The organism is Brevibacillus sp. JB24b (assembly GCF_051713385.1).
GTDB classification, from domain to species: Bacteria; Bacillota; Bacilli; order Brevibacillales; family Brevibacillaceae; genus Brevibacillus_B; species Brevibacillus_B laterosporus.
Genome location: NZ_JBNVQV010000001.1, coordinates 3174725 through 3187670, shown reverse-complemented (window position 1 = coordinate 3187670; position 12946 = coordinate 3174725). Strand labels below are relative to the sequence as shown.

Below are 12946 nucleotides of genomic sequence, written 5' to 3'. Positions count from 1 at the left end.
AAATGGACTACGATTTACTTCTTTGCAATGGACATGTGATAGATCCAGCTAACAAGCGGAATGGTCGCTTTCATATTGGGATTCGAACGGGAAAGATTCAAAAGGTTTGGGAAGCAAATGATAGTCTGCCTCTTCCAACTGCCGAAAGGGTGATTGATGCGAAAGAATTCATCGTGACACCTGGACTAATAGACCTGCATGTGCATGTATTTACGGACAATACTCCGCTTGGCATTCAAACAGATCGGATTGGTGTGCAGCAGGGTGTGACAACAGTGGTGGATGCTGGGAGCGCTGGTGTGGAAACCTATCCTACTTTTTTGGAAAAAGCCGTTACGAATAGTGAGACGGAAGTGCTCGCTTGGATCAATATTTCACGATTAGGGCTATGTGGAGGACTTTCGGAGTTAGCTGATTTATCTCAATTGGCACCAGAAGAAACAGCTCGCCTAATCAAAAGTGATTCACGTATCTGTGGTATCAAAGCAAGAATGAGCGCTTCTGTTGTAAAAGAAAACGGAAGTAAACCCTTGCATGTAGCCAAAAAGGTCGCCAGAGAGCTGGAAGTGCCCGTGATGGTTCACATTGGAAATGCACCTCCAGCACTTCACCAGGTATTGGAATTACTAGAAGCTGGGGATGTTGTCACACATGCGTTTCATGGAAAAAAAGGCGGTATTTTTACAGAGGAGGGTAGCTTACTTCCGGAAGCAGAACGTGCGGTAAAACGTGGTGTAATCTTTGATGTCGGGCATGGTACATCTAGTTTTAGCTTTGCCACGATGAGACGTGCTCTACAGGTTGGGCTTAAACCGTACACCATTAGTACAGATATTTATCGGCATAACATAGATGGTCCTGTACATAGTTTGGCAATGACGATGAGTAAATTGCTAGCGTTAGGTGTTTCTTTGGATGAAGTGATAGAGATGAGCACACTCAACCCTGCTAAGATCCTACAAAAAGAACAAGAGGTTGGAACCTTAACAGAAGGGACACGAGCTGATATAAGCCTGTTGCGAGTGAAAAAAGAGTCTTTGCAGCTAACTGATTCTGAGGAGGCTACCCTCACTACATCGAGCTATTTGCAACCAGAGCTCACTATTAAATCAGGAAAGGTATTGAAATGTATATGATGACAAGCATCGTAGAGGAAGTAGCTATATTATCTCCAATGCAAGATACAGAAGCGTGCGAGCTAATCAGGTTGCTTGAAGCCATACAAGAGCTGACGAACCAGATTGCGTTGACGATTAGCAAGGACCGCTGGATTGCTATGGGAGTTCACCTGCTAGCCTTTATGAGACGAGTTCAAAACCAGGAGAAATTACCTGCCATTGATGCATCTTTAATGGAGGAAGGAGATGTGCGGTTACAGCAAATCTCGCAAAAGGTATTGGATGCTTATGGGCTTCAATATGGCTTTTCGCTAGAACCAATTGAAATTTTTCTTTTACAAGTGCATTTAGAAGTAGCAAAGGCTGTTCTAGAAGAAACGAATTAGGAGGGAATTGTAATGGGTCAAATTAAGGTGGTTATTGGAGATCGTTTGGGTAAAGGAAAAAATATTGCGAAAGGTATTGAAGCGGCTGGAGGGATACCTATCCTTATTCCAGGAGTAGGAGCAGATATGAAGGTAGGAGACTACATGCATAAGGAGAATGCCGATTTTGGCTTATCTTTTTGTGGGAGCGGTGGAGCAGGCGCTGTTACAGCTAAAACGAAATATGGCTATGATATTGAATTTGGCTTACGCTCCATAGATGCTGGAATAACTGCTTTGCGCGAAGGAAAAAAAGTGATTGGCTTTGGGTTTATGGATACCGAGGAATTAGGGAGACGGATGACAGAAGAGTTTAAAAAAATGAAAGGGTAGGAGGAAGAGGAGAATGTATAAAGAGCTTGATTACACGTTGACGTTAAGTGGGAGCGGAGATTCTAAAGAAGCTGCTTTTCAACAGGTGTTTGGTCAGATTAAAAACCAGATGGCTCGCGAAATTCCCGATCTTATTTTACGAATTGAACCAATGGATGTTAAGGTTTTGAAGGCAAATCAAATTACCTATAAAGAGCGCTTTCTAGGGATTTTGTTTCCACGTACTAGAACAAAGTATTCGATTGAAGTACGCATTTTGGTCCGTTTACGTGTAATTGAGCTATCAAAAATAGAATTTACAGAAGCAGAACAGTCAACTTCTGGTAGCGGGCTATTGAAATTTGCGAAGAATCCTAACACGTAAGCACGGAAAAGAGGGAGTAGCAGATGGGGATCACCTTGGTTATTATTGTAAAATCAATTATTATTGGTGCGCTCGTTGGGTTTGGAGTTGGAGCAGGGGCAGCTCGCATGTTTCACGCTCCCAATGTGCAAGGGATGGGTGCTTTTCGTACCTTTGGTGAATTAAATGCATGCGAAGGAGATCCTATATCTCACTTTTCATTCGGTTTGGGCTTTTTATTTAATGCATGGGCGTCTGTTGTAGGTGCAGGTGCTTTGACACAGGATGTTGATCATCGTATTATCCCAAACTGGGCAGCAGCAGGCTTATTGTGGAAAAATCGGAATGTTTCTGAAACTTTACATAATCCGAAAAAAATGGCATTAGTAGGAGCGCTTGTAGGTATTGTTGTGGTTGCCCTATTAAACTCTACAGCTTCCTCCATTCCATCCTCCATGCAATTAGTGGCGACCAAAGTATTGGTGCCTGCTGCTAACTGGCTGATTAACCCAATCATGCCAATCGTTTTCTGGATGGCTGCGATGGATGCTGGTAAACGTACCGGTTTATGGGGTACGGTGCTGGGGGGATTTGCTCACTTAATCATGGGGAATGCTGTCCCTGGTATTGTCCTTGGTATTTTAATCGGTAAAGGTGTTGACGATAGCGGTTGGAACCGTATTACGAAAACCTTGGTGGTTGCGGTAGTGCTATTGTACACATTGAGTGGTTTCTTCCGTGGTTTCGATGTAGCGTTCCTGCATAGTATTCAAGTGGATATTCCTCAATGGCTTATTGATTTACACAAATTGTTTGGATCAGAGGTGAAATAAAATGGATCAATCGTTAGAAAAACAAGGCTTTTGGATGTCTGAATGGGCTTTTCCTATCTTTGTTGCTTGCTTATGCTCTGGAATATTTGCTGGTACACATATGTATTATGTGCATCATGTAGGGGCGTTTAATGATATTGCTATCGTAGCTATGCTAGAGGCAGGTATGAAAGGCGGAAGCTATGGTGCTGCTGCTGCATTTGGAGCTAGCTTTTTGTTTGCCCGAGTTTTAGAAGGTCCGTTAGTTGGGATTTTGGACATCGGTGGTGCCCTGCAAACGGGAATTGGTATTGGAGTACCTGCGATGTTGCTCGGAGCAGGGATCGTTGCTCCAATAGAATCATTTCCGTTAGCGTTGGTAGTAGGTGCCGGTCTAGGTTTATTGATCGGGGTAATTATTATCTTAATTCGGCGCTATACAGTAGCTGGTTCCACCTCAACCTTTGGGGCAGATGTCATGATGGGTGCGGGTAATGCCGCCGGTCGTTATTTGGGACCTTTGATTGTTATCACAGCGATTATGGCATCTATACCAGTTGGAATTGGTGCAACAATTGGCGCCGCCTTGTTCTATGCGTTTAAAAAACCGATTGCAGGTGGAGCAATCATTGGTGCCATGATTATGGGAGGTATTTTTCCGATTCCAATGTAAAAAAGGAAGCTTTTGAATTTGCCTAACGAAAACTCCCACTACTCTAGTTTTTTCAAGTACGCTAGAAACAGAAAGGCTGAAGAAATTATGTCAATCTATCAACAGCTAGGTCTTCAAGCCGTCATTAATGCGAGTGGAAAGATGACGGCGCTAGGTGCAAGTGCTGTCCACCCCGAGGTGGCGCGTGCTATTTCAGATGCCTCGATGGATTATGTGGATATGCAGGAGCTGTTAACTGCGGTCGGGAAACGTATCGCACAAGCAACAGGTGCAGAAGGAGGCTGCCCAACGCTCGGGGCCTCGGCAGGTATAGCAATTGCTACAGCGGCTATTATTGCGGGAAGCAATCTGGCAAAGCTAGAGAAAATTCCATTTTTACAAGGTGTTCCAAATGAAGTGATTATACAGAAGGGGCATTCTGTTCATTTTGGTGGAGCTGTCCCACAAATGATGGCTTTAGGGGGAGCTCAAGTGATTGAGGTAGGCCATGCCAATTTGGTAGAGGCTGAACATATTGAAGGTGCTATTAGCGAGAAAACGGCCGCGCTCTTTTACATCAAATCTCACCATGCCGTACAGAAAGGGATGCAATCTCTACAGTCCATGCTAGAGATCGGGCGTCGACATCAGCTCCCAGTGATTGTGGATGCAGCTGCTGAAGAAGATTTGCACAAGTATGTTCAAATGGGGGTGGATTTGGTCATTTACAGTGGTGGTAAAGCCATAGAGGGACCAACCTCTGGTTTTATCTGTGGCAGACAGCACTTAATTGATGCGTGCCATGCACAATACAAGGGCGTAGGGCGTGCGATGAAGGTTGGTAAAGAGGCGTTGATTGGTTTAGTAGTGGCACTAGAACGTTACGCCAATAAGCGAGATACGGGTAAGGAGCAGAAGGAGCGAATGCAATCATTTTTGGAACAAATAAAAGACTTGCCAGGAGTCAAAGGGCGTATTGTTCAAGATGAAGCAGGTCGCGAAATCTATCGGGCACAACTAACCATTGATCCAGCCATAGCTGGTATGACGGCTATTGAGCTTACACAAAAATTGAAGGAAGGGAATCCCTCTATTTATACCAGGGATCATTATGCCAATGTAGGAATCATCAATATCGATCCGAGACCCTTGCTTCCCCAACAAGAAAATCAGATTGCTCTACGTCTACGTGAGATTTGGCAAGCATAAAAGGAGGACAATGATGGGTAGCAATGTAAAAGTACGCGTCAATTTATTAGCAAGAGATCCTGAGAATGCAAAAGATATCATGGAGATACTAAACGGACAGGTATTAGTTGGCATTATGGTAAAATCATTTCCAAGTGTCGAACTGGCGGTCGAAAAGGTAGAGGAGTATCAAAGAGCAGGTATTCCCGTATCAGTAGGCTTAGGGGCGGCTGACCCCACCCAGTGGAAAAAAGTAGCTGACGTGGCCAAGCTCACCATCCCACCGCATGTGAATCAAGTATTTCCAGCAGCTGGTTATACAATTGGACTATTGGAGGGGGAAGGTGCGACAAATACAGTCGTCAATGCGGTTATTACCCCAAGCGGTACCATAGGCAAGGTATATGTGACGACAGGACCTGAGAGTCAGAAGTATGAAGAAGCTATCTCATGTGAAGCAGCGGCAGCATTAATTGCGGACATGGGCATACCTTCCGTGAAATTTTATCCGTTAAATAATCGATTAGATGAACTGGCTGCCATGGTGAAGGCTGCTGTAGAAGCAGGTATTACGATTTTTGAGCCGACAGGTGGAATCACCGTCGAAAATATGGCTGAAACGGTGCGCGTTTGTATCGCAAATGGAGCTAGAGAAGTGATCCCACATATCTATACGTCCATAGTGGATAAAGCGACTGGTTTGACAAAAGTAGAAGATGTGCAAGCCTTAAAGATTTCATTGGCAGAGTGGTTGTAGGGTGTATTTGATTTCAATTTAGAAACGTAATTTCCAAATCATCCCCTTTGAGTAGACAGTGTGAAATCCCAATTCATGTTGGGAATAAACACTCTATTTGGAGGGGAATTTTTTATGGGAAATTTTAGATTATGGAAACAAAATGAAATGCCCAAGCGGATAGACGATCTGGAACCTGCTATTATTGCAGTAATGTTAACTTTATTTAGAGGTGGATACAATGAAGCGTATCACTATTTTAATAGCTGATGATGAGACAGAGATTGCAGAATTGATTGCGTTACATGTAAAAAAAGAGGGATACCATTATATTAAAGTGTCTGATGGGCAAGGAGCTATTCATGCAGTCCAAAATCATTCTATTGATCTAGCGATTTTAGATATTATGATGCCAAGGATGAATGGTTATGAAGTAACTAGGCTAATTCGAGAACAGTCTAACGACCATTGCTTTTACCAAGTCTCAGCGTTTAGAAAAGCTGATTGATGAATTATTCGAAATAACTAGAATGAACTACGGAATGCTTACAATTGAAAAAAACCAATCGATCTAAGTGAACTGCTCATACAATTAACAGAAGAACTATACCCTGCTTTTGAGAGAAAACAACTGACAGCTAGATTGAATGTAACTCCGCATCTGAATATCCGCATCTGAATATTTTTGGGGACGGAGAACTGCTGGCGCGAGTGTTTGAAAATCTTTTGACCAATGCAATTCGTTATGGAAGTGATGGTCAGTTTGTAGATATTACCTGTTATCTGGATGTAGAAGATGTGGTAGTGGAGGTTGTCAATTATGGAGATTGCATTCCTTTAGAAGAGCTGCCGCATATATTTGAAATGTTTTATACAGGTGACCAAGCACGAACCCATCAGGGAGGAAGCACAGGTCTGGGATTATTCATTGCGAAAAATATTGTGGAGCAGCATAGATGTGGATGAAAAAGTGGGGTTTTTTACTTGTCATCTTATTTTTGTTGTTGGGATATAAAACGATCCTACAGGATGCGGATTACACAAAAAAAGTAATATCGATCGTGAAAAATATGAGGTCACTTAGTGTCCTAATTCCTAAACTGTAATGAAACTGACAAGAAAATGGAGATGAAGAATCATTCGATGAATAAAAAAGGGAAGAGGTATAAATGACCACAAGAAACAAGTAGGGAGGTATATGATATGCGAAAAAAATGGTGGGCATTGCTACTTACAGGGGCACTTGTGATTGGAATAGGGAGCTAAGCGGTCTTTTCTGGTGAAAAGCAACAGGGCGTTTCCAGCACAATGGCAAAAGCTGAAAAAGGGGATTTGGAAAGTAAGATTCTAACTTCAGGGATCGTCAAAGTCAGAGATGAGTTCACGAAGTGGAGCGATTGGACGTAGGAGTGCGGATTGAAACGGGAATGGATGCTTGCGTCTTTGACAACAACATAGTGGTCGCTCTTACAAATAAGCCTTCTAAAAATAGGGAAAGGCTTATTTGGCTTGGCCAACTGAAAAATCCCATGGAATTATCTAATCAGGATGATGATGAAACATTAAAGATCATAGCTGTAAGGAGGGGAGCCGAACGACGTGCTCAAGATTGTAAAGATGCAGGGGGAGTTCCAGAAGTAAAAAATACTTTTCCTGGTATTGGATTTGATGTAAAATGTAAAATTCCACAATAATCAGTAAGAGGAAAAAAATGTTCTACCCTCTGTTGATTATAATCTTAGTTATTGGTTGCTTTGTTTTCTTGAGCCTTCTACATGTTAGAAACTACAAGTTTGCAGAAGTGCAATCACAAGATTGTAAAGAAGCTGGAGGCATTCCAGAAGTAAGAAATACTTGGGGTGGATTAGGATTTGTAATTACATGTAAAACAAAAGATTTAACATAAATACCATTTACCATAAAACGCGAATTTACAACGCTAAGGAGCTTTGGCCATAAAGTTAGCCGGTTTTCACCACTCTAAGGTGTAACCGGCTTTATTGCTATCTATTCTTGGTTCAATGGCCTCAATGATTCTAAGGTGGTAACTCCTTTTGAGTCAAAACGGTACTCGTCAAGAAAGTTGATATGTTCCCATCCTAATGGAGACATATTCTTTAATAAATCCTCTCGTAACGCGCTTTTACTTCGGGGTAGGTCCGTAGCTTTGCCTAAATAAACCGTATTCCAAACACTAATTGCATTAATCAGGATGTTCAAAGCACTTGCTCGCTGCAACTGATCCTGCAAAGCACGTTCTCTGAGTTCCCTATGTTTCCCAAAGAAAATGGCTCGTGCCAGTGCATTCATTGCTTCTTCTTTGTTTAACCCCCGTTGGATACGGCGCCGCATCGATTCGCTTGAGATGTAATATAGGATAAAGATTGTCTTTTCAATTCGTCCCATCTCTCGAAGTGCTTTGGCAACTTTGTTCTGGCGAGCATAGGAGCCAAGCTTACCCATAATGAGCGCACAGGGCACTTTACCCTCCCGAATAGAATGTCATTGGGGGTGCAATAGTGTCTGGAGAGCGAAATGCACAGATAAATGCCGTAGACCCTCCTAAGATCAGGGACCGGATGAGTTATTCCGGTCCTTTTTTCGTTCACTCAGTATGGGGGGGGATGTTTTCGTCAAAATGTTGTTGGCGGTACCTCTATAGGTAATGTAGAAAAATTCAACAGGTGGTAGGGACGAAAAACGTGTACACCGTTAATCAAAATACAAATCGAAGGCAAACTGTCGGCGTCTTGGACGTTGGCACGATCAACGCATTGCTTGGCACCAACCTCCCATCCACGGAAGTTTGGATGTATTCTGGCTTTATCAAGCATGTGAAGAAAAAGCATAAGGGGAACTTTGAGGCCTACCATCACCTGATCCCGGACATCATTGCTAACCCGGATTATGTTGGCCAGAATCCCACAGAGCCGGACAGCGTAGAGTTAAATCAAATGCGTTACGCCGGATCTGTTGCTGGCAATTAAGCTCGATCCTACTGGATACCTGTATCTTTCCAGCTTTTACGACTTGAAAAACGGCCCGTACAAGATTCAACAACAGCCATAGAAAAGGCAAAAGACCCTCAAAACGAGGGTCCCTTTTTCGTTGGGTAAATGGCAGGGCGGCGTATCCTGCATCTCTTTTAACCCAGAGGGCGCATGAGAAACCTTTCCCACCTCACCGCTTCAGGAGGGATTTCTAGGAGTCCTTTCAGTTCATCAGCAAGTCTTTTTTTGTATTCCTTTTTCTTGCTTTGCAATAAATTTCACCGCGGATTTATGGTAAATCAATTTGTAGTCCGAATTCTCGTTTTGCATCCTCTCCTGATACATACCTTCTTCACTATTTAACTGTTCTAATTCTTGTGTAGACAATGGTTCATGATCCGGATACACCATATCAATTTTTTCTCAATCTTTAGGTTTCTTTTTTGAGCGTTGAACAAGAAATTCTAAAAAATCAAATGCTGCTTTTTCATCTTGTTGATCAAGATGGTCTATCAATCTTATACAATTCTTCTTTACGAATAGCCATGTGTTAACCTACCTTCAGTATTGTTTCAAATGTCCGCTAACATATTGCTGGTTCTCTTACACTAAATAAAGTCAATGCAACTCATCTTATCCAAGCATTACAACAAAATGGAAAACCTACCATGTTAGGGCGAGCAATTGGGGAATCTGGACGAATTTTTAAGACACGTTATTTGCTTTTATACTTAAAAGATGAGAACTATCGTCGAAAAATTCTAACTCAGTTAAATAGAGGTGAAGCAAGACATAGTTTGGCCAGAGCTATATTCTATGGAAAGCGAGGCGAGCTTCATCATTCTTACCGAGCAGGCCAACCTAGTTTAATAGCTAGCTGTTTCAATTTTTAAAATATCTATAAATGAATTGTATGTACAACTATATAAAGTTTTTATATTACAACCTCTTTTATAGCCCGTCCCATATAAAATACCTAACATCGAAAAATTCTATTTTAATTTTTTATACTTGATTATATATTTTAAAAGTGTAACATATAATCAATGGATAATTTACCTATAAATGGAAGGTGGTATACAATGTTAACCGAATTACAAAAAAATTTTTTCTCCCGGTTACAGATATCTCCAAAAGAAGATGTAACCTTTGAAGATTTACATGGAATTCTTCTGCAAATGGGATATGTACTACCCTATGAAAATTTAGACGTTATGGACAAGAATATCCGAAAAATTTCTAGAGAGAATGTCCAAGAAAAATTACTATTAACCCATTGCGGAGGACTATGTTACGAGCTTAATTCCTTATTATATTATTTTTTAATTGATTGTGGATTTGATGTCTATCGAGTATCTGGTACGGTCTACGATTTAGGGGATGGTAAGTGGAAACCTGATGATGGGCATGTGATTATTATTTTAAATTATAATAATCAGAAATATATTATAGACGGGGGGTTTGCCTCACATCTTCCTTTATATCCAGTCCCATTTAGTGGGGAAGTCATCTCATCTCAAACAGGAAAATACCGTATTCGTAAACAAAATACTGAAAAAGGAACCTACCTACTAGAAATGAAAAAAGGAGAAAATGGGGAGAGCGCTCAATTCCTTGATTCTGAACCTACAAATACATGGCGCACTGGATATGCATTTACATTAGATGAAATAGATACAAATAAAGTAAATGTCATACAAAATATTATTGTAGAGCACCCAGAATCTCCTTTTAACAAAGGATGTATTATCTGTAAATTAATTGAAGATGGGCATGTTTCACTTACTAAACGAAGTTTTACAGAAACCAAAAAAGGCCAAAAAAGAAAACGAACCATAAATGAAGAAGAGTATCATCAGATTCTTACAGAAGTATTTAATATTGTTCCGAATAAATACCTCGATAAAACTTTAAAAAGAGGCTAGCTTAATCAAACTAACTCATATAAAATTTCTCTACCACTCTTATGCAGTATCACAAAAAACCAGGCTGTGGAGAAAACTTTCTCCACAGCCTCTTTTTATGTGTCAACACTGATAAAAAAGAGGAAAAGGAGAGATTTATTATGATAGGGGCATGAAAAAATCCTCGTGATAAACGTGTATCAGTTTCTGTAGAAGAGTTAGTTCCACCAGAACATTTTCTTCGTGCCGCATACTTTTTGTTTGTCCGTTCGCTCCTTTTTTAGCATGTTTTAAGAAGTTTCTATTTTTAATAATAAGTTTCTTAGTAGCCCCCCTGACGGGGGACCTATCGGTGGGCTGGTATTGAAGGGAATGTGGTTATGAACTGTATGGAAAAAAACTTTTGGAATGCAAATACGAGGGGGAAACAACTGCGGATAAAATGTTAGCTGATGAGCTTATTTTGATTTTGATATTGAAAACACAATGGAAAGTTAGTGATGCAATGGGGATGAATCAAAATAAAGAAATGTCCGAATATAGGGGATTCGGACGGTCGCTCTGATAATAACTAGCGTCCTTTCATATATAGGAGGGTGAAGAGGAAAATACATTACCTCTTTCCCTCCTATAATTAATTTTTATTTATAACTAACTCTATCAGCTTCATAGTATTGCACATCTAAAATTTTTTACATGTGTTGGCTTTATAGCGTACAACGGTCACATAATAAATATCCACTTTATCAGCAGAATCCCGAACCTTCCAATCCCATTACTAAAGGCCACCCTATCATGCTTTGTTAGCAATCGCTTCAAAGGTAATCATTTTTGTTGTTTTTGTTGGATATACACCAAACTGATAATCAGCAGAAATGATAATTTGATCAAATCCAATTTTCTCAAGAATCAATCTAAATTCTTCTACACCATACCAACGTAGGGGAAAACGTTCTAGCTCTGTTTCTATCAGAGTACCTTTTCGCCATTTCTCATACCTGCCATAAGAAATGCTATATTGATTAATATGATCTACTTCAACTAAGGTATCTTGATACGTGATTACATCAGCATTGTCACATGTCCACGCCCTTGTTGAGGTTGTACCAAAGGTAAACTCTGTTTGTAAAAATAGATCTACGATGAATTTCCCGCCGTTCTCCAAATTGTGATAGAAATTCTGTAAGGCTCTGATGGAGGATTCTCTTTCATAAAGCAATAAAAATGTGCCAGTAGGTACGATAATCGTTTCATACGAAGTAGGTGATAAATAGGTTTCCATATTTGCTTCAAAAAGGGTAGGAGATAAGCCTCTTTTTTGACAGTGATCCTGGCAGATTCGAAGCATTTCTGGTGAGCTATCGTAACCATCTACGTGTAGGCCACTTTCCAATAGTGGAATAAGTATCCGACCTGTACCTACAGCTGGTTCAAGGATTTTTCCTTTATTTGAGAGTAACCTTTCCTTATAAAATTCTACATCACCAAATGAACGACCAATTGGTTTATCCAAATCATATACTTCTGAAGATAAATGATTATAAAAACCCAGCATAGTAGTACCTCCTTACTTATCAGAATATTATATCACTTTCTTAGCTGAATGAAAAAGTCCGCTTGCCACATGAATTTTCATGTACAAACGGACCTCTTATTTTGAAAGGATAGCTAGTAAAAAAACCTATCCTTCTTTTGAAAATGTAAAGTTTCGTGCTATATATAAAATCGGTGTAGAAGCTGCCGAAACCACAAATTTAATCAGATAAGTCGTGATTAAAATGTGAAACCAAATATTCATAGGCAGTTCCCCTAGGAAAGCAATGGTGCAGAAGATTACGGTATCAACTAATTGGCTAATTAAAGTACTTCCGTTATTTCGAATCCACAATTGATTTCGTTTCGGACATATCTTCTTTAAAAAAGTATAAATACGCACATCTAAAAACTGGCTAATAAAGTATGATGTTAAACTAGCGATTGCCAGACGTGGTAAGAGACCAAAGATCATAGCTAACGCATCTTGTTTCGCCAGTTCGTCTGGATGGGGCACAAATTTCAAAGCCATCTGCATGATAATTGTTGTGGTGATTAGCGTAAAGAAGCCAAACCAGACGGCTTTTTTTGCCTGCTCTTGCCCATATTTCTCATTGAGTAGGTCACTACATAGATAAATGGTAGCATACATCGTATTTCCAAGCGTCATGGCAAAACCAAACAGCTCGACGATCTTCACCACTTGAATGTTGGCGAGCACGGTGGCAAATCCAATCCAAGCATACAAGCCTACTTTGCCAAAAAAACGATAGCATACTAAGAATAATATAAAATTGACCAGCACAAAGCCAATCCCAAACCATAAATTAAACATGTATCCTCCTAGTTTTGATAACGCGGGAGATCTCGAACCGCGAAGAGTGTATGAAGTTGTCACAACGATTCATTGTA

General features: G+C 40.5%; 13 protein-coding genes and 4 pseudogenes. 14 read left to right on the top strand and 3 right to left on the bottom strand.

Features of this window, described 5'->3' with window-relative positions; translation table 11 throughout:
• Positions 1-2: 2 nt before the first annotated feature.
• From ACQV1I_RS14930 to ACQV1I_RS14880, 11 genes and pseudogenes are all read left to right on the top strand, one after another.
• Entirely contained in the window at positions 3-1136 is a 1134-nt protein-coding gene (locus ACQV1I_RS14930; RefSeq protein WP_116335190.1) for an amidohydrolase/deacetylase family metallohydrolase, read from the top strand.
• On the top strand, positions 1127-1504 hold the full coding sequence (locus tag ACQV1I_RS14925; protein ID WP_116335189.1) for a PRD domain-containing protein: 378 nt from the start codon (positions 1127-1129) through the stop codon (positions 1502-1504). Before ACQV1I_RS14930 ends, ACQV1I_RS14925 begins: the two co-directional genes overlap by 10 nt.
• 12 nt (positions 1505-1516) lie before the next feature.
• Positions 1517-1876 (top strand): SFCGS family glycine-rich protein, encoded by a 360-nt coding sequence (locus ACQV1I_RS14920; protein WP_094699754.1) that lies wholly within the window; start codon positions 1517-1519, stop codon positions 1874-1876.
• Between the two features lie 13 nt (positions 1877-1889).
• Entirely contained in the window at positions 1890-2240 is a 351-nt protein-coding gene (locus tag ACQV1I_RS14915; RefSeq protein WP_018670653.1) for a DUF4312 family protein, read from the top strand.
• Positions 2241-2263: 23 nt separating this feature from the next.
• Positions 2264-3052: a DUF4311 domain-containing protein gene (locus ACQV1I_RS14910; protein WP_018670654.1), complete on the top strand. Its 789-nt coding sequence runs from the start codon at positions 2264-2266 to the stop codon at positions 3050-3052.
• Position 3053: 1 nt separating this feature from the next.
• Positions 3054-3704: a DUF4310 family protein gene (locus ACQV1I_RS14905; protein ID WP_094699756.1), complete on the top strand. Its 651-nt coding sequence runs from the start codon at positions 3054-3056 to the stop codon at positions 3702-3704.
• 87 nt (positions 3705-3791) lie between these two features.
• Positions 3792-4892 (top strand): DgaE family pyridoxal phosphate-dependent ammonia lyase, encoded by a 1101-nt coding sequence (locus ACQV1I_RS14900; protein WP_116335195.1) that lies wholly within the window; start codon positions 3792-3794, stop codon positions 4890-4892.
• Between the two features lie 13 nt (positions 4893-4905).
• The gene (locus ACQV1I_RS14895) at positions 4906-5628 is read left to right on the top strand and encodes a KDGP aldolase (protein WP_116335188.1); all 723 of its coding nucleotides are present in this window, start codon (positions 4906-4908) and stop codon (positions 5626-5628) included.
• Between the two features lie 220 nt (positions 5629-5848).
• Positions 5849-6070, top strand: a pseudogene (locus tag ACQV1I_RS14890) (response regulator); the annotation flags it as partial.
• A 1-nt stretch (position 6071) separates the two neighbouring features.
• A pseudogene (locus ACQV1I_RS14885) lies at positions 6072-6573 on the top strand (sensor histidine kinase); the annotation flags it as partial.
• Between the two features lie 422 nt (positions 6574-6995).
• Positions 6996-7301: a hypothetical protein gene (locus ACQV1I_RS14880; RefSeq protein ID WP_141213036.1), complete on the top strand. Its 306-nt coding sequence runs from the start codon at positions 6996-6998 to the stop codon at positions 7299-7301.
• Between the two features lie 313 nt (positions 7302-7614).
• Here the strand turns inward: ACQV1I_RS14880 and ACQV1I_RS14875 are convergent.
• A pseudogene (locus ACQV1I_RS14875) lies at positions 7615-8109 on the bottom strand (Tn3 family transposase); the annotation flags it as partial.
• Positions 8110-8309: 200 nt separating this feature from the next.
• Here ACQV1I_RS14875 and ACQV1I_RS14870 point away from each other — a divergent pair.
• The 3 genes and pseudogenes from ACQV1I_RS14870 (at position 8310) to ACQV1I_RS14860 (ending at position 10522) form a co-directional block, all read left to right on the top strand.
• Positions 8310-8594 carry a hypothetical protein gene (locus ACQV1I_RS14870; RefSeq protein WP_116335186.1) on the top strand — a complete coding sequence of 95 codons (285 nt, stop codon included), beginning with the start codon at positions 8310-8312 and terminating at the stop codon, positions 8592-8594.
• Positions 8595-9187: 593 nt separating this feature from the next.
• A pseudogene (locus tag ACQV1I_RS14865) lies at positions 9188-9457 on the top strand (Tn3 family transposase); the annotation flags it as partial.
• Positions 9458-9679: 222 nt separating this feature from the next.
• The gene (locus ACQV1I_RS14860; RefSeq protein WP_116335185.1) at positions 9680-10522 is read left to right on the top strand and encodes an arylamine N-acetyltransferase family protein; all 843 of its coding nucleotides are present in this window, start codon (positions 9680-9682) and stop codon (positions 10520-10522) included.
• 772 nt (positions 10523-11294) lie between these two features.
• Here ACQV1I_RS14860 and ACQV1I_RS14855 read toward each other — a convergent pair.
• Both ACQV1I_RS14855 and ACQV1I_RS14850 read right to left on the bottom strand, forming a co-directional pair.
• On the bottom strand, positions 11295-12056 hold the full coding sequence (locus ACQV1I_RS14855) for a class I SAM-dependent methyltransferase (protein WP_116335184.1): 762 nt from the start codon (positions 12054-12056) through the stop codon (positions 11295-11297).
• 126 nt (positions 12057-12182) lie between these two features.
• Positions 12183-12869, bottom strand: a complete 687-nt coding sequence (locus ACQV1I_RS14850) for a queuosine precursor transporter (protein ID WP_094699762.1) — start codon at positions 12867-12869, stop codon at positions 12183-12185.
• Positions 12870-12946 lie beyond the last annotated feature (77 nt).

Excerpts from the sequence above, each read along its gene's own strand:
- ACQV1I_RS14855 (WP_116335184.1), bottom strand. The coding sequence starts at position 12,056 with ATGCTGGGTTTTTATAATCATTTATCTTCAGAAGTATATGATTTGGAT.
- ACQV1I_RS14920 (WP_094699754.1), top strand. The coding sequence starts at position 1,517 with ATGGGTCAAATTAAGGTGGTTATTGGAGATCGTTTGGGTAAAGGAAAA.
- ACQV1I_RS14925 (WP_116335189.1), top strand. The coding sequence starts at position 1,127 with ATGTATATGATGACAAGCATCGTAGAGGAAGTAGCTATATTATCTCCA.
- ACQV1I_RS14850 (WP_094699762.1), bottom strand. The coding sequence starts at position 12,869 with ATGTTTAATTTATGGTTTGGGATTGGCTTTGTGCTGGTCAATTTTATA.
- ACQV1I_RS14910 (WP_018670654.1), top strand. The coding sequence starts at position 2,264 with ATGGGGATCACCTTGGTTATTATTGTAAAATCAATTATTATTGGTGCG.
- ACQV1I_RS14895 (WP_116335188.1), top strand. The coding sequence starts at position 4,906 with ATGGGTAGCAATGTAAAAGTACGCGTCAATTTATTAGCAAGAGATCCT.
- ACQV1I_RS14930 (WP_116335190.1), top strand. The coding sequence starts at position 3 with ATGGACTACGATTTACTTCTTTGCAATGGACATGTGATAGATCCAGCT.
- ACQV1I_RS14915 (WP_018670653.1), top strand. The coding sequence starts at position 1,890 with ATGTATAAAGAGCTTGATTACACGTTGACGTTAAGTGGGAGCGGAGAT.
- ACQV1I_RS14860 (WP_116335185.1), top strand. The coding sequence starts at position 9,680 with ATGTTAACCGAATTACAAAAAAATTTTTTCTCCCGGTTACAGATATCT.
- ACQV1I_RS14900 (WP_116335195.1), top strand. The coding sequence starts at position 3,792 with ATGTCAATCTATCAACAGCTAGGTCTTCAAGCCGTCATTAATGCGAGT.
- ACQV1I_RS14905 (WP_094699756.1), top strand. The coding sequence starts at position 3,054 with ATGGATCAATCGTTAGAAAAACAAGGCTTTTGGATGTCTGAATGGGCT.